Origin of the sequence: Bdellovibrio sp. HCB2-146 (assembly GCF_047345725.1) — a bacterium.
Lineage (GTDB): Bacteria > Bdellovibrionota > Bdellovibrionia > Bdellovibrionales > Bdellovibrionaceae > Bdellovibrio.
The window spans coordinates 1868819-1891907 of the sequence record NZ_JBLEQP010000001.1 but is presented as its reverse complement, the minus strand read 5'-3'; the positions used below and the strand labels follow the sequence as shown (position 1 = coordinate 1891907).

Below are 23089 nucleotides of genomic sequence, written 5' to 3'. Positions count from 1 at the left end.
AAACAGCGACGTAAATGCCGACCTTCTTTGGTGGCAATGACTATGCTAAGAGACGGTGTCTGAGTATCGCCCAAAAGAACTTCACTCCATCAGATAGAGGGTTGAGTTTAGATTCACCGGCACGCTCATAATAATAAATAGGCATTTCTGCAAACTTCATGCGGCCATTGATAATGAGGAGTGTAAGAGCCATCGAATAACTCAAATCATTTTGCGAGACGCCGCAAAATTCATCTTTCAGATGAGACTTAAACAGTCGCATTCCCGTGCACGGATCACCGATATGCGGAAAGCCCATAACCTTTAAACAGTAGTAATAAAGATTATTTCCGAAACGGCGAACCCAAGGCATTCCATTTTGATTGCTCAAACGATTGCCAAATAAAACATCCAAACTTTGTTGTTCAAATTGTTGCAGCATCTCTGGCAACTGACGAATATCGTATGTGTCATCCATATCCAGAAAAATAATCAGATCTGAACTGGCATGTTGAAAACCCAGCTTAAGGGCCCCACCATATCCCAGACATTTTTTTGAATTCAAGACTTCAATATCAGTGTATTGCTTTAAGATCTGCGGGGAACGATCCGTAGACCCATCATTCACAACTATAACTTCACGGAGCTCTGGAACGCGAGAACGAACCTCAGCAATTTTCTCCATCACGGGAGCGATGGCTGCTTCCTCGTTATGGCAGGGAATTACGATGCTAATAGAACGAGGTGTTTTAATAAACAAGTCCTTTCATTTCTGGAAATGTCTCTCCAAAATTCAAATTACGAATTTTGTCCATGTGCTGAATGTATTCTTTAAACTCTGGCAAACGATTGGACCAATCTTCCGAGTTCATAAACTTCACAAGACCCTTTAAGCGCTTGATTCCGTATTCACTTTCCTCAAGACGTTGCGGCTCGGGATGATTTTCATGCAGCCAGCGATAGAACTCTTCGTACTTTTCCGTCACTTGCTTTTTAAACTCTGGCGGAAGCACTTTTACATTTAGGTGAGCCGGATGATAGACAAAATGGAAATTAATCAGTCCCGCTCCCAATGGCCACGGATTGATTTTTTTATACCCTTGACTGAGCTTCCATTTAATAAAGTCCGGAATATAGTAAATATTCAAAATTTGCACAGCACAAGCCACCGTCACTTCGATATGAGCTTCTGACTCATCAAGACGGCGAAGTTGTTTTTCAATTTTCGCCCAATCCGAAGGGAAACGAATGTAATGATTCATCTCCCCGATGCTGTCGATACTAAAGTGAAAGCGAACGCGACGGAAATGCTTCCATAATTCAAAAATTTTCTCTGGCATTTCCAGACCGTTGCTGTTGTAACGAAGTTCAATTTTAGAAGCGTGGCCTTCAGCAATGCATTTTTCTAAAAGCGTGTAGTGCTCTTGGATGATCGTGCTTTCGCCACCCGCAAAGTAAAGCTGTTGCAAGTGAGGGAGTTGTGTTTGCAGATCCGTCCAAAAACTTGGATTGTCAGCAAACCATGTGTAGCTGGCTCCGTCGACTTTTCCCTGCTGAGGCCATTGGATGGTTTCTTTCAGCTGTGGATTTTCCACCATCGGGTAAAGCTTGTTCCAATCCCCCACCCAGCGGGAACTGTCGTGAGGAGAACACATGATGCACTTCAAGTTACAAAGTGTTCCCAAGCGCAGATCAATGTAAGCAATTTGCGGTGGTACTTCACCATCAGGTGATGTTTGCTCAATGAGAGATTTCGTATCTATGCGACTGCTCCAGTATTCAGTTTCCCAAATACGCTTTGAACGATGGCCCGCAGATTCTTCTTTAAAACATTTCAAACAAGATGGCGGCTTTTCTCCGTTAAGCATCATCTGACGGACTTTCCGCATGTACGGCCCATTCCAAGCATCCAGCAAACGTGTTTGTCCTAAATTTGCGGGTTTTCCAGAATCCGTTTTTAAAATACCAACTTCGCCACCATATTGTTTGTCGTTGGTAGCGCCGGCAGATGATGCGTTTGCTGTGCAACACAGGCGCATGTGACCGTTGGGACGCGTCGACAGGTGAATCCACGGAAGGATACAAAACGTCGGAGTAATTTGATCTGGATGAATACGCTCTGGCATAACCCAGCTATGATCATATAACTACGCAATGATTGCAACGAGTGCCCTCATAATTTACATTAAGAGAGTGGCACGTCATTTTGATATCGAGAGAAATTTCTTCTACAGCCTGACTCCTTATTGCACTAAGGAGAGCGTCTTTTCTATTTCGGCTTGCGATTACTCAACAACGATGTCAGATGTCGCGGGCCTTGAAATTCAAAAACAAAATTCCCGAAACCTCGTTCTGAGCTCCACTGCTTTTGAAAAATTGGATTCGCGACTAGAGGCGGCAGTTTTGCCGGGAGCCAATGGATCCATTCGATTACAGGTCTCCGTGGGTGCAGAGCTGCACCGCCTGCAAAATGTGGTACTCAGACTTTTACAGCAGGGGTGCGGACTAGATATTTTGATAGATCGACCCCTCTCGCCGCAAAACCAAACGTCTCTTGAGAGTCTTTCTCATAAATATGACGTGCGTTTTTGCCTCATGCTCAACAAGTACTTTTCGCTCACCGAGATCATCCACTCTCTACCGCAAACAGTTATGAAAAAGAGCTTCATGCTCATCGTACCACCCAACGACTCTCGCTCTATTTTTTATTCAGCGGATCATGTTATTCATATTTTAAACGATTTACTATTTGAGCTGCCTATTTTGGTTTTTGAAAATCTTGTCGCCCAGGTTTCTCATCCCAGCGAACGAGCCTTTTTCACTCATTTTAATCTAGATACCACTTTAGAAACGGCGTCGGCCTTTGCAAACTTTAAAAACTTTCGGACTGTTCTGTTGTGGCTGATGAAGAGGCAGTGGATTTTTCTTTTAGACCTTTTGCACTCCGGTCTCCTCTTTATTCGGCACCCATCCGGTGCCAAACTTCAACAATTAGGACAGACATTGTGGCAGCTCCTTCGTCTTTTAAAGGGAATGCTGGGTAAACTGTCAGTTCATCTGTATAACTTCATTCGCTACAAAGTGTGGCATTTCATTCGCTATCAATTCTGGCATTTCATTCGCTATCAACTCTGGCATTTTATCCGTTATCAAATCTGGGGTTTTGTCCGTTATCAAATCTGGGGCTTTGTCCGCTTTCAAGTTTGGAATTTTATTCGTTACGACGTCGTCCATTTTTTTCTGTATAAAGTGTATCCCTTTATTAAGTACGACATTATTCAACGTGGACTTTCCAACAGCTGGCGTTTGCGGGAAGGGATGAGAATTCTTGCCTATCCGTTCCTCAAAGTTTACTGGTTTGCTTCTTACCAAGTAGAGACCCGCCTTCTTCCTTTGCTAAAAAAAGGAACTGAGAAGGAATGATTTCCATCATCATCCCGTCAGCGGGCTCTATCACTGCCGTCCGCCGATTGTGTGATTCCATTCTTCAACAAAACGTCGCTGAAGAAATAGAAGTCTATGTCGTAGCCAATCCTGATTCTCGTGAACTCAGTCGCTTGTTACGCGGCTATCCCTCTTACTTTCACTATCTTTCCAGCGAGCGCGGTGCTAACAAAGCTCGCAATCAGGGGATCAAAGAATCTCGAGGCCGCTACCTTTTCTTTTTCGACGATGATTGCATCTTGCCCACCCGGGACTATCTCACAACCAGCATTCGTCATCTCGATGCCCATCCCGATTGCATGGGCTATGGCGGTCCCTATAAATCACAACGATCGCCAGAATCTCGCTATGGTCGTGCCTATTTTTATCTTCAATGTAAATGGCTTTTCGAAGGAGCCGCAACCGATGATCAGGCCCGTTACTTCGTCGGTGGAAATATGGCTTTAAGAAGAGAACTCTTTGAAATATATGGTCCCTTCACCGAAGATCTCAAATTCGGCGGGACTGAGACTGAGTTCTTTGCCCGACTTCGACACGAACGCTTGGATTTCGATAAGGATCATTTTCTCTGGCACGACTATGAGTTGAAACGCTCGCAGTTTTTGCGGAAGGCTTTTTTACAAGGCCTTGGAAGTCGCTACATTCAACATCGATATCCTAACAGACGGCGCGCTTCCATCATTTACGGAAAACAGGCTCTGCTGCGCGAGTTGGACCTGCCCTCTGTGTCTGAAAAATGTCTGAATTTATATCGCAGCGCCTTTCACGCGGGCGAAATTTATTATGAAACTCACAGAAGCACACAAATCCCTTCCAGAATCTTGCGATGGGAACTTTTTAAACTTGGCTCGAGTTCAATTCTAGAAAAGACCAAAAAGACTCTCGATGATCTGATCTGCATTGTCGAAAATCTCAGGACTAACGACCGTCTAAAATTGAGATAAGTGTTCCCTTCGCATTTCCTCCCTCTTGATTTTAACTGACTAGTATTGAGACAGCCTTATTGCAGGCCCTTGTCTTTCGCTTGTATAATTAAAGAATACATTCCGGAGGGACCTGCACGTGTCTTTTGAGCTCACCCGTCGTAAGCTTATTCTAAGTACTCTTGGAGGCGTTGCCTCTTTTGCTGGTATCAAAGAACTTTCTCAAGAATCAACTCTGGAAGCACTCTCGGGCCTCTTTATCCGCGATCATACTTTACAAACACTTTTAGAGTCGTCCGTTCGAGATAAGGCTGACAAGAGCACTTCTTATCTTTCAGGAACGGACATGTCGGAATGGCATCGCGAAATTCATCCGGTGCTGGCGAAAATCGCACGCAGTGGACTTGTACCTTCGCAAGGAAAAATCATCGAGCTTGGCTCTTATCAAGGAAAATCACTCCGAGTTTTAAACAAACTTTTTGGCGCTGATCGCGTGCGCGGATGTGATATTCATAATTACACACACAATTCGCAGATTTCGATTCAAGATGTGCGCTCTGAAAGCTTTCAGATGGAAACCCCAGCTCTCGTATGGAGCGACGTTTCGAACTGGACAAATTCTCCACGTTCGAAATTGGCAGCTTTTAACTGGGCCAAAAATAATTTAGTTTCTGGCGGAATCTATATTGATGATCGCCTCCGAAACCTGCCTTCAGATTTAGATCTCAGTGGCTTCAAACTGATTTTCAGCCAAGGCTATGTTTCGGTCTTCCGTAAAACATAAACGTGCTCGGAGTCCGCTTCACTGGATGGATGGATCTTGAATCCAAACTTTTCATATACAGGCAAAGCACTGAGTTTGGGATAAGACCACATCCAGGTAAACCCCTGCTTTGCAGATTCCACCCGCATACCTTCCATCAAAAGATGCGCACCACCGTGGTTGCGAAACTCAGGTTCGACATAAAGACCCCGAATGCGAAATCCATCCTGTCCCGTGCCATGACCTGACAAAACGCCGATGACTTGATTTTGATGAAACAGGCCCAGAAAGATCGGCGCATAGAGAAGATAGATATCCATGTCAAAGCCACCCCCTAAAAGCATCGAGCTGGCGGGGCGTATGGTATCTTGGCGGTTCGGCCACAGTTTCCCGCGCCAAATTGGATACACATCATCGAAAGTTATTTGTTTAATAGAAAATTCCATAAGATCTGAGATAATAGTAACATGTCGCCAACAAATCTCGTATGGAAAACATCTTTTAATGTGGATCTCCCACTCTTGCAAAAAGAGGTGGCCGCGCTGATCGAAAGAGTTGGTTTTGATAAGTCCACACAGCAGATAGGCCTGACTCATACTCCGGATTGCCATCCACACGACAAATACTTTCAGTCAGTGGGATCTCTTTACGACTATGAACAGGATCAGTTTCTCTATCAAGAAAGAGATTTTAGCATTTTGAATGCGGATCTAAAAGGTTCGCATTTGGAATGGATTTATCAGAATGTGCCTTTTCGCGTGGCTCGGATGCGCTTAATGCGAATGCCACCACGCAAATGTCTATCGATTCATGATGACACCGGTCCCCGATTTCACATCGCAATTAAGACCAATCCGTTTTCATATTTGTTCTTTCCCGATACTCAACAGAGCTTTCAAATTCCGACTGACGGCGCGCTGTACGGAATGGATGCGACAAAGCTACACACAGCATTTAACGCTGACCTCAAAGAAGATCGCATTCACCTGGTTTTTTCTGATTTTGATAAATCTTAGCTATTGCAAAAATACTTTCAGCTTCTCGTAAATTGTCGGCGAGAGGTGATTCATGAAAAATGTCTTAGCAGTCGTTTTCATCAACTGATGCTTGAAATACATCGAGTGCCGATAACGAGCTTTTTCTGAAAATGGAGTCAGATGAAAAAGCGGCTCTTTTTCAAGATAGAAGCGATATTTCTTAAGATACGCCGTATATCCTAAATCCGTGTCTTCAAATCCGTAAGACACATAAGTTTTACGGAATTGACCTAGTTCATAGAAATGTTGGCGACGCAGACTCAAACTATACGTGCAGGTGTACTTCCAATAATCCGGAATTTGCATCCAGTCATCGCTGGCAAAGAAAGGACCCCAATAAGAAGACTCTTCGATATAATAATCTGATTTCTTCAGATCCCTCAGGTTCGTAAATTGATGGGAGAGCGAAGGTTTAATGTGATAACGAACAAACTGAAGTATCTCCGTGTGCGCGAGTCTTTGCATCACGCGTTTCAGATATCCCGTGGGAACCAGCATATCAGAATCTAAGAAACTCAGAATTGCACCGTTGGCTTCCGAAGCACCAAAATTACGACAAAGACCCGCACGAAATTGACCTAGCATCGACTCCGCGGATACCGTTTTTGGAAGATGATAGTAGCGAAAATTTAAATGCCCCATTTCAGGAGCAAGGAAGTTTTGCAACTCGTCTAAAACAGGCTGAGAAGATCCATCATCAATCAAAAGAATTTCGTACGAATCGCGATTCAAAGTTTGCCGCAAAAGATGGCGAATACTATTTAAAAGAAAGTCTCCCGCTTCAAAACAGGGAATCACAACTGAGATTTGAATATCCGGCGCCGAACTCCGCATTTCCAGAGAGGCTTTTCCCTCTAAAACAAGCTCCACTTCTGCGGGAATACGTTCATCCCATTGCACCAGCCCCGGCAGTGGTTTGTATTTGATTTCAGGAAAACGCTTTTCGATTTCTTGACCAATAATATAAATTTGCTTTCCGCTAAGTTCACTAGATGGAGAAAAACAAAGCTTTTCGCGCAACCAAATCGGAAAATAGGAAAGGCAGTTGGAGATATCAAAATTTTGACGAAAGCGAAACAACGCCTGAATACGGTCTTGAACTTGAAAAAGTCTTTCCAGATGTCCCGAGAGCGACTTTACGTTCGGATCAAACTCTAAGACAATTTCATCAAATCGCTGAAGAATTGATTCCACACTTTCATTACTGCATGTTCTAAGGACTGAATGCGGCAGTAACAATGCCGTCTTGACGTTGGGAAAATTCAATTCACAATCTGCCTGATACCAATCCCAAGTCATCAACAAGTGACTAGCTCCACTGCGCTCTGCTTTCAATAACCGCCGTTGGCAAATGGCTTGGTCATCATGATACTGAAGAAGATAGTAAGATTTCATGATTGTGTGGAAGGCCAAAGCGGGACAGCCGATGTGGGTTTGCGTTTTGGAATTTTGCTATCAGCACTGCTCACACAAGAAGGTGTCGTGCAAGGACGAACATCATCAAAAAGTTGAAAACCCTCATCCAATGTTCCAAGAAGTTTATCGTGGCAGCTGTAACTACGTTTGACCACGCCACCCGGTTCGCGAATGACCAAAGAGCGGTATCCGGCACTGCAATCCCATCCAGAAAAACGATTAAATGGAAAAGCATTCAAACGTTCCGCTTGATCAAGATACCAAACTTGCCCGTCGGAATCGCGTAGTTCCATCTGCATGTTCGCGTACTGAACTCCTGAGAAACTCCGATCTTGAATCTGATGTTTCGGGCGAGGACGCTCGGAAACTTTTTGCAGCTGTTTCAAGCGCAAACCCGTATAGTCCATTTGTGGCAAACCTTTTTTTAAAATCTCTAATTGCTCTTCCGTGTATCCGTCGACGATTTGCGAAGCATCCGTATTAGACTGAGGCTTTAGCGTCACATTGATGCCGGCTTGATGAAAGAACAAAGCTCGTTCCCAAAGAAGATCAAAGCGTTCTGGCACCATGACCATATTGATTGTCACCTGAACGTCATGGCTTTGCAGAAAAAGGATTTTATCGCGAAACGCTTCCGGTTTTGCAAACTCAGAGTGAAAACTTGCCGTGATACTTACGCGGTTCAGTTGCGCTGTTGCTGCGACGTACTTTTCATACCAATTCATCGGCTGACTCAAATTACTGGTCATATGAACGGACTGATAGTTGCAATGAGGAGTGTCATCTCCATAGACTTTTAAAAACTCCAGATATCCCGGATGCAGACTTGGCTCCCCACCACTAAATGAGAAGTGGAACGAATTAAATCCACGCGCTCGGGCTTGTCTCTTAATCTCTTCGATGTTCCGAATGACGACTTCCGTAGGGCGATGATCTTTGGTTTTTGTACTCGCATAAGGCCAGCAATAGCTGCAGTGATAGTTGCAGTAGCGGCCCAAAATCCAACTGACAGCGAAAAGATCCCGATACAACAAACTGCGTTGGCCCAAGCTCTCAATGCGATCAAATGGAATTTGTGTGAAATCGTAGTCCGAAAGATAGGAACTCATTATCTCACCCCCACGAGCATAAAGCGCTTATAGTCGAATAGTGAAAGCTCACCTGCAAAAAGAACGGTTGAAAGTGGCGCTTGCTCTTCGAACTCTCGAAGATTTTTAACACAATTCACATGATCGCGCCCGTCGAAGAAGTCGTTGTTTTGCAAAACCATGAATTGCCCCTTAGGAACTTGCGCATACCAAGATTGAAAATCACTTTGGTGTTCGCAGACAGTATTCAATAAAATCTGTGGCTGATGAGGAGCAAACTGAAAGTTCTTCAGATCCCGTGTCTCGGCGCGAAACTTCCCGTTCCACGAATAAGGTTCATTCAGCGATCGCGCCACATGTTCGCAAGATGGATCAATGTCGAAGCTTGTGCATTCATAGATGAGATCCGGCAAAAGCCATAATCCCAAGAGCGCAGTCGTCCCTGTCCACCCACCTCCAACATGGAGAGAGTAAGATCCTGGCGGCAACACATCGCGAAGAACTTGGTAGAGCCAAAGTTTCGACTCCACTTGTCCCTGCGAAAGGGATTCTCTCACGTTCCTCCACAATGCAGGTTCCAATTTTTTTATTTGTCTGACATAAACTCCGTACTCTGAAAGTCCTTCGCTCAGAAGATGCTTTTGCCAATGCCCGAGAGCTGTCGGCGTGCACGGACCTTCCAAAAAAGACTGGAGAGCGCGAGTGAAAGCACGAATGGATTGAGAAGAAAGAGTTCTATCCTGCATTTAACTATTTATTAGCCATTCGACTCACTATAATGTCAAGATTTGGAGAGAGGTATAACTTGTACGGTTACGAAGATATTAAGATGGTGCATTTAGAAGTGACATCTCGCTGCAATGCCAGCTGTCCCATGTGCGCCCGCAATATCAACGGAGGCCGCATCAATCCTCATCTTCCTCTGATGGATCTTTCATTGGATGACGTCAAAAAAATATTCCCAGTTTCATTTATTAAACAGCTGAAAAAAATCTATCTCTGCGGAAACTATGGAGATCCTGTGGCTGCGCAGGATACTTTGGAAATTCTGCGTTACTTCCGTGAATCTCATCCTGGATTGAATTTGGGACTGCACACCAACGGAGGCTTACGCTCGACGGATTGGTGGAAACAATTGGCTTCGATCGTTTCTTACTGTCGCTTCGGAATTGACGGACTTGAAGACACCAATCATCTCTATCGTCGTAATGTTCAGTGGTCGCGACTTAAACAAAATGTCCAAGCCTTTGTACAAGCCGGTGGTCGTGCGGAATGGGACTATTTACTTTTTGCTCACAATGAACATCAGGTTGATACCGCTCGCGCTTTAGCACAAGAGTGGGGTTTTCAAGATTTCCAAGTCAAAAACACCTCTCGCTTTTTTGATAAAAGCACGACGCAAACTCGCGCTTCGTTCCCCGTGCAAAACAATGAAGACCAAGTCATTTATGAGTTGCGTCCTACAAGTTTACCTGATTATCAAAACAAAGCCCTCGAAAAAGACTACAAAGAAGTCGTCGAACACTATGGGTCTGTGGCTGAGTATTGGGATCGTGCCGAGATTCAGTGTCGAGTCGCTGCTGAAAAAAGTATTTATGTTTCCGCAGAGGGGCTTGTGTTCCCTTGCTGTTGGACGGCGGGTCAGCTCTATCCTTCGAAGTCTCCAGCAACGGCCGAAAATAATGAAGTCTTGCGCCTTCTCGAAAACATGCCCGAAAAGAAGCAAAGTCTTTCTGCGCTTCACCACTCCGCTCAAGAAATTATTGAGGGTGAGTTTTTCCAAAGCTTGCTTCCCAATAGCTGGGCACTACCTTCAGTAAAAAGTGGAAAGCTCCAAGTCTGTGCCAAAACTTGCGGTGCCTGCGTAAAACCTTTTGAAAGTCAGTTCGTCTCACCATGAAGGGCGCCTTTATCTCTCCCGAAGTTTATCAAGAGGTGTTTTCAAGCCTTTGCCGCAAGAAAAAGTTCTCTTCTATCCCTTCGGTCGATCACATTTGGGATCAATTTAGTCAGTCTCCCTATCGGAAACTTCTTCTTCCTTTTTCGTGGGTAAAGCAAAACCCTGACTTTTGCAAAAAAACTAAGAATTTTGTTTTGGTGGTTCGACCCCATGAGTTGGCCCCTGAAGTTCCCGAAGGTCCGTGGATATTGCTTGTAGAAAGTGTTCGAGATTTTAAGAGGCTCGCAACCGTACCAACCTCCGCTCTTGAAATCGTTTTTCTTGTGACATCTTCCTTATCAAAATCTGATCTGAGTTCGATGTCCCAAGATACGAAAGTAAAATGGCTTTTTTCTTACAAGATCTCGCACGAAGATTTACAAAAAAATCTCCAACTCATTCGCAGTATGGGGTTGCCGCTCCAGACGTCAGATTTTCTGGAGCTTTCATGTGAAGAATCTCTAGACAACTGGTATTCACCGAAAATATCAGATATCCAGTCCAATGCTTCCGAAGCTTCAATTAACACATCTATCATCGTTCCCTTTCAGGACAACTATGACGAAGTTTTGCAAACTCTTCCTCTCTTGATTCAGAGTTTGAAGGATGAAGCCTCAACAGAGATCATTGTCGCGAATGACAGCTTCTCGTTAGAACAAGAAAATCGAATTCTCGAGATTCTGAAATCCGATGCCAGATATTTTACCTATTTGAAAATTGAGAGATCCAAACCTCGAGTTAAGGGTGACGCTCAATTCCGTGCCGGAGTTGTAAGAAATCTTGCGGCTTATCTCGCACAAGGTCAGGAACTGATATTCCTCGATTCAGATATTATCGTCGGCAAGAATCTTTGGACGGCGATTCACACGGCTCGCAAAACTCATAATGGAGCCTTGATGCCCCGGCGGCATTTCTTGCGTTCAGACATTGAAAACTCAAGTCTCTCTTATGAACTCATTCAAAAAGGATGTCATACCCAACTCAGTTGGGGCGGTCATTGGGAAGACTTCTATCGTAATTCGCATGTGCCCGACTCGTGGAAGTGGACTTCGACTTATTGTCTAGCCCTTCCACGCGCACTTTTTGATGAAGTCGGTGGATTTGGTCGTGCTTTTTCGTCTTACGGATTTGAAGATACAGATTTAGGATATCGCCTGCTTCGGCACGGTCAGAGCCTGCAAGTTTTAAATCAGGACGTCTTTCATCTACCTTTTCCTGCTTCTCGCAGTGAATATGCGAGCCACTTTGAAGAACGTAAAAAGTTGCTCAAGAAATCATTTGGAGCTTTCTTAAGAAGCTCCATGAATCCAGATCTCCTCTCTCAATTTCGACATATTTTAAACTGAGCGAACGGCTGATAGAACCATTTCATGCACCAACACCTCAGATGGTGTTGCATAAAGATGTTCAATCAATTTTGCCAAAGATTTCCCTGTCAAACCAGCGCCGGGCCAATTCGGTTTTTGACGAGCTTCTTCAGTGTCTAACATACCCGGAGTCAAAAGCGTCATGCGAAATCCGATGCCGCCGTTTTCAATTTTCTTGCAGCACTGCTGATTTGCGATTTGCAGAGCTTTCTTTACGACTGAGTAGCGACGATAATCTTTCAAATCGTGATAGGTCGCAAAACTGCCGGTATTAAAAATATAGCCCTTCTTATCATGATGTTGCCAGGCTTCGAAGACTTCGTAGAGCAAACGAGTTTGTCCTTCAAAATGACCATTGTGAGCGTGATTAACAAAAATATCAAAATTCAAACTTTTTTCGATAATCGCGCGACGTCCTTCAGAAGTGCCAATATCAAAGCCATTCGTACGGCTGACAGAGAAGGCGCGCTCCCCGAAATGCTCGCAAATTTCTCTCCCAACGCCGCGATTTCCACCTGTGACTAATAAACTTGTCATTTTTTTAGCTCCTCAAGTGGTTTCGTCTGAATCTGTTGCTGTTGAGAGTTCTGCGCCAGGCACTTTCTCTCACAAATTATAAAGGCGTTCTCTGGCGTCTTCCAACCTTCTTCAAGCTCCTTCCAAAGAGAGTCTTGTAAAATGTCATCCAGGGATCTTAAGTGAAGATTTAAGCGGTCCTTGTATTTAGCAAAACCGTCTTTGTAGTGAAGAATACGCTCAGGGTTAATATGCGAAGCTTTCACATCGAAGGGATGAGAAACCCATGAACAAGGATAAAAGATTCCCTCCACATCCACATAAGCCCCGCGATATCCGAACTTGCATGTCGGAAGAATATGCTGACCGGAATATTTTTGAACGGTCTCGTCATAGGATTTTTTAAAGGACTGATCTATTTCTTGATAGAATTCTCGCGCTGCCTGGCGTTTTTCAGGATGCGTATCGAACTTCTCTTTAAATCTTTGAGTGCGAGGAATCTGGCTGCGGAATTCCTCTGACGGTTCTAAATGATCAAGACCCGTTACCGGATCACGGTAATGCCCACCAAAACGCTCGCTTAATACAGCATGAAAATGATCCACACCCGACTTGCAAGCAAGTTCCTTGATATCCTCGATCTTATTTTCATTAAATCTAAAGATAATCGTCGACCAACGAACTTGCGCCTTTGATTTTACCGCAAGACTCATTCCCCTCATGATACTGTCCCAATCGGAGTTCACCCGGTACAAATTATTTGAAGCCTGATCCCAACCATCAATAGAGAAAATGACTTCATCATATTCGTTCAAGGAACCTAGAAAGTCTTGCCAGAAAGACTCGGACTTATGACTTCCATTCGTGATAATCACGAGCTGCAACTTCGGATTTTCACCTTTCAGATAAGCTGCGATTTCAGGCAATTGCGTATTATACAGCGGATCGCCAACTCCTCCCGACAGTGTAATTCTTTGTACCGAATTACGCAAAAATGCGGGCTTAAAAAGACGACGGATAAAATCCAGGCTCAACTGTGTCACGGGATAAGTGCCTGGATACTCCGTTCGCGTGCAACGCGGGCAGCGCAAAGTGCACTTTGAACTAATCTCCAAATGCCAATTGTAAACTTGATGTCCAAAAAGAGTTCTCAAAGAAACCCTCCCATCTGAACATGAATGCGAACTTTTGATTTGCCGTGAAGATAGGTCCGATTCATCTGATCAATGGCAAAGCGCAAGGTCATCCAACAGTTCTGCTCCAAATCTGGATAACCGACGACCGCCTTTTCATATTCGACAGGCAGGGACATTGCCAACGTGACGTCTTCCCCGGAGGCATGAAGCTGTTGATACAACTTTAAAAATTCTTCCAGTTTTGAAAAGGTCGGTGAAAATTCAAACATAACATCAGACATTTGGAGCCGCCCATTCATTCACACACTTTCCGCAAGTCTTCACACAAGTCGAAAGGACCACTGGAGAATGTTGCGCAGATAAGTTCCAACTCTCGGGAAGATGCTTCTGCCACCAAGGATGAGAGAATATCTGCTCTAAACTCTGCTCCACCAACGAGTTAAATCCTTTTTTATAACGATTGAGTGTTTCTTGCTGAAACCATTCCCGCAATTCGTGTTCAGGACGATAAGGAAGCCCCCCGACCCAACAGCAAGGCCAAACATGTCCATTCACATCAAGATAAATATTTTTGCGCGTTAAAGAACGACACTCAATTGAATGGGCCGGCTTTTCTCGAAGCTGAGACCGATACCAGGTCTGCAACTCCTCTTTGTTAAGATCAAATTGAGCGACCGAAGCTGGAGGATTCCGCAAATCGATAGCTGTCTCGGCAATCGCCGAATCAAGTCCCGGATAATTATTTTTGCGTAGATCAAATCGGCGAAATCCAAGTTTCTGCGACATTTCTCGTGCTGTCTCAATTTCATTTTTATTATGGGCAAAATCAATCATCTGCCACACCGCTCGTCCGCCTGCCGCAATAAACGTTTTAGCATTTGCAAGAGCCGTTTCCCAATTTGTTCCGCGACGAAACTTTTCGTGAGAATCCGCCAGGCCATCAAGAGAAAACTTTATAAAGGAACCCGGAGTTTGAAAGTAAGACGCCAGCTGAATCCAAAAATCCTGGCTGCCGAAAGAAGCATTTGTATGAACCACAACTCCGACAGAACCCTTCTCTTGCCGAATAAACTCAAGGATATCAAAAATTTGAGGATGCAATAGCGGGTCTCCGTAATTGCCGCAGAATAAGATAAAGTCAACCTGGGCACTTTCACGCAGAGCTTTTTTTAAAACTTCGATATCTAAATCGAGTCGAGAATTAAAAAAAGGATTGGGATAATAAAAATGACTATAACGAGAACACCCCACACACCTTGAGTTGCAACGGGAGGTCAACTCGACTTCCCAACTAAAACCAGATTGAAGGAGGTTCGAAAATGACATCATTTGAATTCATCCACATCATCAACAAGATAACGTAAGAACGGCCGAATACCGACTGGCGATTCTTCATCGCCATCTTTTTGAAACGCCAAATGAATTGCTTTCGTTTCGCGCAAGTCTAATTTTTCACATATATAACTATAGGCAGATCCATACCGCGTCTGAATATAGTCACTGCCAAACTGACGCATGAAATGCAGGCCATACCACATCACGCTGGCAATCCCCATGTTAAAGTCATTGATAATCGTCACAGGCCCCGCATGACGTTCCCGTGCATAACGAACGCCTGCACGGTGCGCACCTAGTCCGAGCCCCTTGGATAAACTAAAGGAAACTGTTTGAATCGCCGGATGATCACAATGGAGTATAAAATCTTTCAAACATCCATACCAAGCTGCATCGATATGAACTGGAATCGATAGAGCCAAACAGCGATCTAAAATTTCATTCATTTCCGGATGAAGATCACCATACCAGGCAAAGGGAGCGGACATCACCAGCACATCGCCGGGTTCGAGGGTTTCTAAACGACGCTGCGGGATCGCAGGTTTCATCCGGCGATGATAAGCATATTCTTTCTCAAGGATGACGATCTTTGATCCATAAGTAATATGCAAATCATCTAATGTGTGGGTGACCCCCACTATGAAATCTCGATGCGGAAACGCTTTAAGGCCAGAAAGTTGATTTAAGCGACTACCGTGAATCCAGCGATCGAATTCCTGAATGAATTCTTGCCGCAAAGATTCCGGATCGCGGAAATAGTTTTCTGTAGCTAAGGTTTCCAGCAATTGAGAAAAGGCACGATCATAGAGAGGACGAAAGTGAGCCCTCTGCAAAAATCTGCGATTTTGTTCCCAATCTAATTTTTCTGCTTTCTCCAACCACAATGTGCTCATGATATAACCTTTAAGACAGTGAGTCCCTTAAACGGGGTTGAAGATCGTAAATGGCGTGACCTCTTTGACGAACTAAGAACTCATGCCATTGAAGTGCTTTTTTGCGGGATTCTTCAGAGGCGCGTGGCAAGTTCAAGACTCGTAAAAGATTTTCCGAGTTCATGAAAAAGACCTGGTCCTTTTCTAGGAGAGGCCGCGCCAACGCGGCAATTTCCAGCCGATCTTCGAGTTTTAGATTTGCCGGACTGGCATAGGGCTGCTGAACCCACTGAAACACCGGGCACAGATTCAGTTTTTTCATTTTTGATTTCAGTTCCAGCATTTTTTCTAAAAACTCAGGCAAATGAAATACATTAAATGACGATAAAGTAAAATCCACTGAAAGCGCGACCACTTGAGGATGCTGATCTAAGTATTGAAAGTGTTCTAGGACCTTCGAAAACGAAGTTCCCCGAATCCATTCGTAGACTGCTCCCCAGCCATCAAAGCTAAATCCGACTTCGAGATCCAACCCTGCAAGAGAGGGCATCCATTCCAATGGAGATCTCGTTCCGTTGGATTGAATAAACACGCGTGGACTTCGTCCCTCGCGTAGTTTGGCCAGACGACCTAAAAATTCCAAGCAATGGGGCTCACGAGTAGGCTCCCCGCCTTTGACGATAACCAAATCAAATTCTTCCGCATGGGTGAGAATCTCATCCATCAAGGGACGACTGATACGCGCCACTTGTTGAAAAGGCTCGGTGAAACGGCGAAATTCTAGTCCTTCAGCGACAGCTTGCTTATCATCTGCGATCCAGCTTGTGGAAAACTCACTTGAACACATCGCACACTGAAGATTACAGACGTTTGAAAATGAAATCTCAAGATGGCGAATATAGGGACGATCCTGCTCTATCAAAAGGGTTTGAGCTTCGGCTTCACCATAGCGAGCACATTTTCTTTCCCACGTTCGTGTGCGACGACTCTGCAGATTTCGTTTTTCTTTATTCAGACAAGGACGACACGTTTCAGGCCATTTTCCCTGGAGCAGCTCACGGTGAATATTCCATCTTTGCTTTTCAAAATTTTGAGGATTGGGATCAATTGGAAGCGTGGACGTCAAACAGAACTGGCGAACCCCCTGAGGGTGCACAGCGATCGCATTTAACGGCAAAAAGCACCCGCGCTTGTCCTGCATACTCCAAAATCCTCACTTTGCTCTTCTCATAATAAGAGTCAAAGAGATGATTTTTTGCAAGAACCATTTTCCAAGTTCGCGATACTCTTGGAAGTACATTTTCAATGCACCCTGTTCTTCGTAATTACGATTTTCAAAATACGTTCCCGTTTGCGCTGCAAAAGATTTAGAATCATCGCGTGCCGTTCCAAAAATCCGATCCCAGAAGGAAAACACCAAACCAAAGTTTCCCTGATCGTCGGAGATATCATGATGACGCCGATGAGAACGTGGATTCGCAAAGATTTTCCCAAAAAATCCGTAATCGGTATTAATGCGACTGTGACACAGAGCTTGAGAAATCTCTTCTGCAAACCAAAGCCAAAGTACATTCTCAAAAGAAACGCCCATAACAAACATGGTTGGAAATGCAACACTCAAAGTCCGCAGTGGATAATCGAGCGTGTGGACTCTCATATGCGCCAAGGCATGAAGCTCCGTCGTTGAATGATGCCAACGATGAAAAATCCAAAAGAAACGTGAACGATGCTTTAATCGGTGCGACCAGTATTGAAGGAAATCATAGAATAAGAGACCTAAAATAAGGAGACTGATTTGGGCGAAAAGGCCTTTTTCCACATACATATCCAACGAGTGAATTTGCAACCAATCTTTCAGGCGAATCAGAAATCCCAGAAGCAATAAATCCCAAATAAGAGGATTCAAACGCAATAAGTAAATTGACCACGACAGCATTTCAAATCGACGGCCTTTGGACTTTCGAAAAACATTCCAACTGTTGTCTTGGCCCTGCACCAAAACTTCGACCGCCAATACGACAAGAAGCGCCCCTATCGATAAGGAGCCGATTTCAATCACAGAAGAAATCCAAGCGGGCCATGAGAAATGCATTATTGCATTTTAACACTCACAAAGCGGAGTGTGCATCAAATTCACCTACCAATGAAGCAGGAGCTTGTATAAAGTGATCTCGGGAAGAAACGTATGCAGATTAGCATTTTTGGCACAGGTTATGTGGGATTGGTTACAGGGCTCTGTCTGGCTGAAATCGGCCACGACGTCCTATGCCTTGATGTAAACCCATCTAAAGTCCAGTCCCTTCAAAAAGGGCAAAGTCCCATTTTTGAACAGGGCCTTGAAGACCTTCTCAAAAGAAATCTCCAAAAGGAACGCATTCGTTTTTCAACTCAGTTGGTCTTAGCACTTGAATCAGCGCAATTGATATTTATTGCCTTAGGCACGCCCTCCGATTCAGAGGGGCGAGTCGACCTTACGGAAATCAAAAGACTGATTCAACTGATCGGACAAAATATAAAACGTGAACTCACTATCGTGGTTAAATCAACGGTTCCGGTGGGTACTGCAAAAATTCTGCGTCAGATTCTGGACGACGAACTTTCGAATCGCGGACTTTCTATCTCAGTTCCCGTGATTACAAATCCCGAGTTTTTAAGAGAGGGATCAGCTCTACAAGACTTCCTGAAACCGGCTCGTGTCCTTATTGGCGCAGATAATAAGGAAGAGGCCGCTATTTTAGAGGAACTCTATGAGCCGTTTGTTAAAAATGGACATCCGCTGTTGATTATGGATTCGGCCTCAGCAGAGCTCGCGAAATATGCAGCAAATGCCTTTCTCGCTACTAAAATTTCATTCATGAACGAGCTGACTTCTCTTTGTGAAAAAACAGGGGCAGACATAGAAGACATTCGCCACGCTCTTGGACATGATGCCAGAATCGGTTCAGAGTTTCTCTATGCTGGCATTGGCTTTGGCGGAAGTTGTTTACCCAAAGATCTCCGAGCGCTTCAGCAGATAGCACGTGATCACGATGAGCATCTTCCTGTTATTCAGGCGGCGGAGCAAACCAACCATCGCCAAAAAGCACGCATCTTAAACAAAGCAAAACAACTTCTCTCTGCGACGCCTTCGCCACAGGTTGCCATCTGGGGTTTGGCGTTTAAACCAGGAACAGATGATCTGCGCGAATCTCCCGCCCTTGAATTGATCCACGGACTCTTGAAAGAAAATATTCGCGTGCAAGCTTACGATCCTGTTGCAGGAGAAAAGGCACGGGAACACTTTGCAAACTCGCCTGGGGTCGAAGTTTTTTCCAATCAGTATGATGCCCTTAATGATTGTGATCTCCTCGTGATTGCGACGGAGTGGCAAGAATTCCGTGAGCCCCATTTTCAAAGAATGCAATCCTGCATGCGACAAGCTCGTATTTTAGATGCGCGAAATATTTATAATCCCAATCGCGTGCGCAATCGTGGATTTGATTATGTTTCAATTGGACGGCCCTTATGAAGACGGTCGTCATCACCGGAGTCGCGGGATTTTTAGGGAGTCATTTAGCAGAGTATTTTCTCTATCAGGGATACAAAGTCTTCGGAATCGATAATTTTCTGACCTCTGATCATTCCAATATCGAATATCTGCAAAAAATTTCATCGCATTTTTATTTTCAAGAGATGGATGCATCTGATGACTGGACTCAATTTTCCGAAAAAATTGGAAACTCAGTGGAGTTTGTTTTTCATTTCGCAAGTCCCGCATCCCCGCGCAAATATCAAGCTCTGCCGTTTGAGACGATTTCGGCAAATACTCAAGGGCTTCTTAAGGCATTAAGTTTTGCGAGAGCTCATGGCGCGCGAGTGGTTTTCGCTTCGAGCAGCGAGGTCTATGGTGATCCTCTTCAAAATCCACAAAAAGAAACATATCTAGGTAACGTCAATACTTTTGGGCCGCGTGCTTGTTATGACGAAGCAAAGCGTCTGGGTGAAACTCTTATTTACGAATTCAACCGTCATCACGGTAACAAACACGGTCTGGTGCGCATTTTCAACACGTACGGCCCTCGCATGAACTGTGAGGACGGACGTGTGATTATCAATTTTCTGACGCAAGCGCAGCGCGGAGAGAACTTAACAATCTTCGGAGACGGAAGCCACACACGCAGCTTTTGTTATGTCGAAGACCTCATCCGCGGAATTGTACAATATGCACGCTCGAACATCTTCGAGCCCGTGAATCTTGGAAACCCACAAGAGATTTCGATAGCAACCCTCGCTCGCCAAGTTCAAGAACTGCATTTAGAAAAATCTCTCCAACTGGATTTTAAACCTCTCCCTCAAGATGACCCTCAGCAACGACGTCCCGATATCACCAAAGCGCAAGAACTTTTGCAATGGTCTCCGCAAGTGGGACTTAAAGAGGGACTACTACGAATGAAATCTTGGTTGCATGAGGTGAGATCGTGACGGAACGTTTTTCTCATTTGAATCTTAAGTTCAATGGGAAAAATTCTTTTTCCATCCGCTTCCGCATTTACTCGCATTCAGCTGCGCAAAAATGGGCTTTATGCCTCAAGGAAGCCAGCACAAGAAGTCGAATTCTTGAAGCAGATCGCTGGTATAATTTCCCGGGAAAGAAGCTCGCTTCTCTTGAGAGTCTGGCCGCCGAACTGCAAAAGGTGATCACAGGACTGAATCAAATCCACACCGGACTGATCTCCGAAAGCTTAGATCCACGGAATCTACAAGCAAGTGTCAACCGCCTGCACGTTCATTTTGCCGACAGTCACCTCGTGCAAAAGCGAATCACAGCAGAATCCCATGATCTTTGGTTTCAATTTAATAATCTTCTCCATGCGTTTGAAAGTGTCGAACGCTCCCAACAAGTTGAAGCCCAATCAGGAATTCCAAACGCCAGTATTATTTTTACTTGGGAAGATAATTGCAAAAAACCACTTGAAGAGTCTGACTATCATGAATTCACTGTGGCCAAAAAATTTGGAACTTGCTATATCAACTATTGCCAGGTCGGTCGTCATCTCTTTGAAGTCTTTCAGGCGCAAGATACGGATCTGTCTCATGAACATATTCGTCCCCTAGAATCTGCGAGCGCGGATACTTATTTGTGGCTGGGTCCAAGCACAGGGCCTCAAGGTTTAAAAAAGAAAATGGCAGCAATCGAAGATTGGTATCTAAAGAATCAAAAATCCTTCGGTCATCTGGGGATGAACTGGGGTGATCCAAAGCTCGCGATAGGTTGGATTCCGGTGGCCTCACTCGAAACTGACATTTCATCTCCCCTTGAGCAAAAGGCTCTGATTGACCGAATTAATCTCTGCGATAAGCTTGAATCTTGCACGGTGGAGACGACATGATAACACGCGAAAATCTCGAGTCTCGAGGACTTTTAAATTCCCTCACAAAGTCAGTCTATGATCCCGCGTTCACTGATTTATTAGCGAAAATGCCGTGGAATTCCTGGTTTCAAGAAAACCCAGATCCGCTCGATTGCCGTAAAGAATATCTTGAAACCTATCGGCAATGGATTTTAAAAACAGAACTGAATACAGTTACGGGACTTGAGAAATTTAAACGACTGGATCTAATCAATGGAACAACCCAAACTTTTGATGAGGCGTATTTTAAATATGCGGGTCGCCGTTTGCGTCTGTTTCGCGGCGAATATGCTTACCATCGCCGCATTCATCCAAATGTGATTTATCTCGACGACCAACCGCTCGCGGCCGAAGACTACGTGATTCTTTCGGCTCCTTTTTGTTCAACAGGCGAAATTCATCCGCATATGAACGCTCTTTTAGATAAAGCCGCTGAACTCAAAGTTCCAGTCATTCTCGACTGTGCATTCTTTGGAACTTGTTATGGACTTCATTTTGATTTTTCCCATCCGGCTATTGAGTCCGTCAGTTTTTCGCTCACGAAAGGTTGTGGCCTGGGTCACGTCCGCTCGGGAATTCGTTTTAGCAACTTGGATGACAACTTTCCGATTTGCCAACAAAACAACTTCAACCATAGCGTTCTAAGTGCCGCACGCATCGGACTGCACATGATGCAAAATCTGAGTCCCGACTTTATTCCTCGCAAATATCAAAACCTGCAGAAAGAACTATGCGCAGAACTGAAGCTAAAACCCAGTGCATGCATTCACATCGCGCTTGGTGACGAATCTTGGGACCAGTATAAAATTGATGCTCTCTACAATCGCGTGGGACTCAGTGACCTTATCAAAGCTCACCGCAAAGGACTTCTCTAACGAGAAGCTTCTAAAGACTTGCGAGTTTTACCTCTTTTCACGTTGGCAAAATAGATTTCTTGCTCTGGAACTTCAAGAGTCTTTTTGTCTTTCGTGTATCTCTTTAGGAATGAGCGATAAAGACCGTATTTAAAATAAATCTGACTTTTTTGTTTCGTAGGCCCCTTATAGTCGACCTTTTGCTGACCATTCACCCATAGCCTCAAAAAGCCATCTTTCTTGGTCGACCAATGAACTTCCATTTCAATTTTTTGCCAACGGCCTCGCAACTCAGATTCAGGAATCAAAGCAAAAAGCGTGTTGTTGTCGAGAAAGACTCCCTCTAGACTCAAACCGGTTTCGCCATGCTGGAACATCCAAAGAGGAGAACCCTTGTCTTGATGAAATTGTCCCAAAGCTACTTTAGCTGGATAGATGCTGAGATAAGATTCAGGCAAATAAAACGACCATCCATACCAATATGTTGTGCCATCGTTCTTGCGTCTTTGTTTCTCAGAAAGTTCACTGCGCTCTCGATCATTCGCACAGTCACTCCAGTCTTTCGTGATGCTACAATCACCATTTTTGACTTTAAAATGTTCAATTTTATAAACGGGCGATTTGCCGGTCGGATCGACAATAACTTTATAACCATGGTTTTTGTCATTGAGGGAACGACCAAACGGACCGAAATCACCGCGAGTCAGTTCTGCCTGCGCCAAGGCCATGTGAGACCACATCAAGATTAAAACAACCCATCGAAACAAACGGATACCTCACTTGGCCAAAAGATCTTTTAAGTATAAAAGCCCTCATCTCATTCGACAATGGCCCTGGACTCTTGTCCACAACGCAACCCTCCTTGAACGAGTTCCCGATGCTGTCTACGATTTTCACTCTGCATGGGCTGGAAGATTCAAGAAGGACCTCAAATTCTAGACATAGTTACTTTTCGAAAGTTTCGAAAAGCAAAAACGTCCATGATTCCAAGACCGGAAGTCATTGCCTACAACCGACACTATCTCTCTGT

The 23089-nt window shown here is 44.5% G+C and carries 24 protein-coding genes; 10 read left to right on the top strand and 14 right to left on the bottom strand.

Annotated elements, in window-relative coordinates:
* Positions 1–40: 40 nt before the first annotated feature.
* Both ACLWOR_RS09300 and ACLWOR_RS09295 read right to left on the bottom strand, forming a co-directional pair.
* Entirely contained in the window at positions 41–739 is a 699-nt protein-coding gene (locus ACLWOR_RS09300; protein ID WP_413940424.1) for a glycosyltransferase family 2 protein, read from the bottom strand.
* The gene (locus tag ACLWOR_RS09295) at positions 729–2105 is read right to left on the bottom strand and encodes a twitch domain-containing radical SAM protein (RefSeq protein ID WP_413940423.1); all 1377 of its coding nucleotides are present in this window, start codon (positions 2103–2105) and stop codon (positions 729–731) included. The genes ACLWOR_RS09300 and ACLWOR_RS09295 overlap by 11 nt, the downstream gene beginning before the upstream one ends.
* Positions 2106–2172: 67 nt before the next feature.
* Between ACLWOR_RS09295 and ACLWOR_RS09290 the strand changes: the two genes are divergently transcribed.
* The 3 genes from ACLWOR_RS09290 (at position 2173) to ACLWOR_RS09280 (ending at position 5130) form a co-directional block, all read left to right on the top strand.
* A complete protein-coding gene (locus ACLWOR_RS09290) occupies positions 2173–3402 on the top strand; it encodes a hypothetical protein (RefSeq protein ID WP_413940422.1) in 1230 nt (409 codons plus the stop codon).
* Positions 3399–4367 carry a glycosyltransferase family 2 protein gene (locus tag ACLWOR_RS09285; RefSeq protein ID WP_413940421.1) on the top strand — a complete coding sequence of 323 codons (969 nt, stop codon included), beginning with the start codon at positions 3399–3401 and terminating at the stop codon, positions 4365–4367. The genes ACLWOR_RS09290 and ACLWOR_RS09285 overlap by 4 nt, the downstream gene beginning before the upstream one ends.
* A gap of 118 nt (positions 4368–4485) precedes the next feature.
* Positions 4486–5130, top strand: a complete 645-nt coding sequence (locus ACLWOR_RS09280; protein ID WP_413940420.1) for a hypothetical protein — start codon at positions 4486–4488, stop codon at positions 5128–5130.
* Here ACLWOR_RS09280 and ACLWOR_RS09275 read toward each other — a convergent pair.
* Complete coding sequence (locus tag ACLWOR_RS09275) at positions 5103–5429, bottom strand: GNAT family N-acetyltransferase (protein ID WP_413940419.1); 327 nt, start codon at positions 5427–5429, stop codon at positions 5103–5105. The genes ACLWOR_RS09280 and ACLWOR_RS09275 overlap by 28 nt on opposite strands.
* Positions 5430–5576: 147 nt before the next feature.
* Between ACLWOR_RS09275 and ACLWOR_RS09270 the strand changes: the two genes are divergently transcribed.
* Positions 5577–6125 carry a hypothetical protein gene (locus ACLWOR_RS09270; RefSeq protein WP_413940418.1) on the top strand — a complete coding sequence of 183 codons (549 nt, stop codon included), beginning with the start codon at positions 5577–5579 and terminating at the stop codon, positions 6123–6125.
* On the opposite strand, the gene ACLWOR_RS09265 is transcribed toward ACLWOR_RS09270, so the two are convergent.
* From ACLWOR_RS09265 to ACLWOR_RS09255, 3 genes are read right to left on the bottom strand one after another with little or no spacing between them, the layout of a single operon-like run.
* Positions 6126–7541 carry a glycosyltransferase gene (locus tag ACLWOR_RS09265; RefSeq protein WP_413940417.1) on the bottom strand — a complete coding sequence of 472 codons (1416 nt, stop codon included), beginning with the start codon at positions 7539–7541 and terminating at the stop codon, positions 6126–6128.
* On the bottom strand, positions 7538–8671 hold the full coding sequence (locus ACLWOR_RS09260) for a radical SAM protein (protein WP_413940416.1): 1134 nt from the start codon (positions 8669–8671) through the stop codon (positions 7538–7540). The genes ACLWOR_RS09265 and ACLWOR_RS09260 overlap by 4 nt, the downstream gene beginning before the upstream one ends.
* On the bottom strand, positions 8671–9396 hold the full coding sequence (locus ACLWOR_RS09255) for a hypothetical protein (protein ID WP_413940415.1): 726 nt from the start codon (positions 9394–9396) through the stop codon (positions 8671–8673). Before ACLWOR_RS09255 ends, ACLWOR_RS09260 begins: the two co-directional genes overlap by 1 nt.
* A gap of 32 nt (positions 9397–9428) precedes the next feature.
* On the opposite strand from ACLWOR_RS09255, the gene ACLWOR_RS09250 reads away from it, so the two are divergent.
* Positions 9429–10550, top strand: a complete 1122-nt coding sequence (locus ACLWOR_RS09250) for a radical SAM protein (RefSeq protein ID WP_413940414.1) — start codon at positions 9429–9431, stop codon at positions 10548–10550.
* Between the two features lie 323 nt (positions 10551–10873).
* Positions 10874–11935: a galactosyltransferase-related protein gene (locus ACLWOR_RS09245; protein ID WP_413940413.1), complete on the top strand. Its 1062-nt coding sequence runs from the start codon at positions 10874–10876 to the stop codon at positions 11933–11935.
* On the opposite strand, the gene ACLWOR_RS09240 is transcribed toward ACLWOR_RS09245, so the two are convergent.
* The 7 genes from ACLWOR_RS09240 to ACLWOR_RS09210 are packed head-to-tail and all read right to left on the bottom strand — an operon-like array spanning position 11927 to position 17907.
* Positions 11927–12493, bottom strand: coding sequence for a hypothetical protein (locus ACLWOR_RS09240; protein ID WP_413940412.1), 567 nt, complete (start codon positions 12491–12493; stop codon positions 11927–11929). The genes ACLWOR_RS09245 and ACLWOR_RS09240 overlap by 9 nt on opposite strands.
* A complete protein-coding gene (locus ACLWOR_RS09235) occupies positions 12490–13626 on the bottom strand; it encodes a radical SAM protein (RefSeq protein ID WP_413940411.1) in 1137 nt (378 codons plus the stop codon). The genes ACLWOR_RS09240 and ACLWOR_RS09235 overlap by 4 nt, the downstream gene beginning before the upstream one ends.
* Positions 13623–13877, bottom strand: coding sequence for a hypothetical protein (locus ACLWOR_RS09230; RefSeq protein WP_413940410.1), 255 nt, complete (start codon positions 13875–13877; stop codon positions 13623–13625). The genes ACLWOR_RS09235 and ACLWOR_RS09230 overlap by 4 nt, the downstream gene beginning before the upstream one ends.
* A gap of 4 nt (positions 13878–13881) precedes the next feature.
* Positions 13882–14934 (bottom strand): radical SAM protein, encoded by a 1053-nt coding sequence (locus ACLWOR_RS09225; protein ID WP_413940760.1) that lies wholly within the window; start codon positions 14932–14934, stop codon positions 13882–13884.
* Positions 14934–15836: a hypothetical protein gene (locus tag ACLWOR_RS09220; protein ID WP_413940409.1), complete on the bottom strand. Its 903-nt coding sequence runs from the start codon at positions 15834–15836 to the stop codon at positions 14934–14936. Before ACLWOR_RS09220 ends, ACLWOR_RS09225 begins: the two co-directional genes overlap by 1 nt.
* 10 nt (positions 15837–15846) lie before the next feature.
* Positions 15847–17016, bottom strand: a complete 1170-nt coding sequence (locus ACLWOR_RS09215) for a twitch domain-containing radical SAM protein (protein WP_413940408.1) — start codon at positions 17014–17016, stop codon at positions 15847–15849.
* A 12-nt stretch (positions 17017–17028) separates the two neighbouring features.
* Positions 17029–17907, bottom strand: a complete 879-nt coding sequence (locus ACLWOR_RS09210; protein WP_413940407.1) for a sterol desaturase family protein — start codon at positions 17905–17907, stop codon at positions 17029–17031.
* 93 nt (positions 17908–18000) lie between these two features.
* On the opposite strand from ACLWOR_RS09210, the gene ACLWOR_RS09205 reads away from it, so the two are divergent.
* Genes ACLWOR_RS09205 through ACLWOR_RS09190 form a run of 4 tightly spaced genes read left to right on the top strand, consistent with a single transcriptional unit; the run spans position 18001 to position 22080 of the window.
* Positions 18001–19323 carry a UDP-glucose dehydrogenase family protein gene (locus ACLWOR_RS09205; protein ID WP_413940406.1) on the top strand — a complete coding sequence of 441 codons (1323 nt, stop codon included), beginning with the start codon at positions 18001–18003 and terminating at the stop codon, positions 19321–19323.
* Positions 19320–20276, top strand: coding sequence for an NAD-dependent epimerase/dehydratase family protein (locus ACLWOR_RS09200; protein WP_413940405.1), 957 nt, complete (start codon positions 19320–19322; stop codon positions 20274–20276). The genes ACLWOR_RS09205 and ACLWOR_RS09200 overlap by 4 nt, the downstream gene beginning before the upstream one ends.
* Positions 20273–21184, top strand: coding sequence for a hypothetical protein (locus ACLWOR_RS09195; protein WP_413940404.1), 912 nt, complete (start codon positions 20273–20275; stop codon positions 21182–21184). Before ACLWOR_RS09200 ends, ACLWOR_RS09195 begins: the two co-directional genes overlap by 4 nt.
* Positions 21181–22080 (top strand): hypothetical protein, encoded by a 900-nt coding sequence (locus tag ACLWOR_RS09190; RefSeq protein WP_413940403.1) that lies wholly within the window; start codon positions 21181–21183, stop codon positions 22078–22080. The genes ACLWOR_RS09195 and ACLWOR_RS09190 overlap by 4 nt, the downstream gene beginning before the upstream one ends.
* Here ACLWOR_RS09190 and ACLWOR_RS09185 read toward each other — a convergent pair.
* Complete coding sequence (locus tag ACLWOR_RS09185) at positions 22077–22826, bottom strand: polysaccharide lyase (protein WP_413940402.1); 750 nt, start codon at positions 22824–22826, stop codon at positions 22077–22079. The two genes, ACLWOR_RS09190 and ACLWOR_RS09185, sit on opposite strands and share 4 nt — an antisense overlap.
* Between the last annotated feature and the right edge of the window lie 263 nt (positions 22827–23089).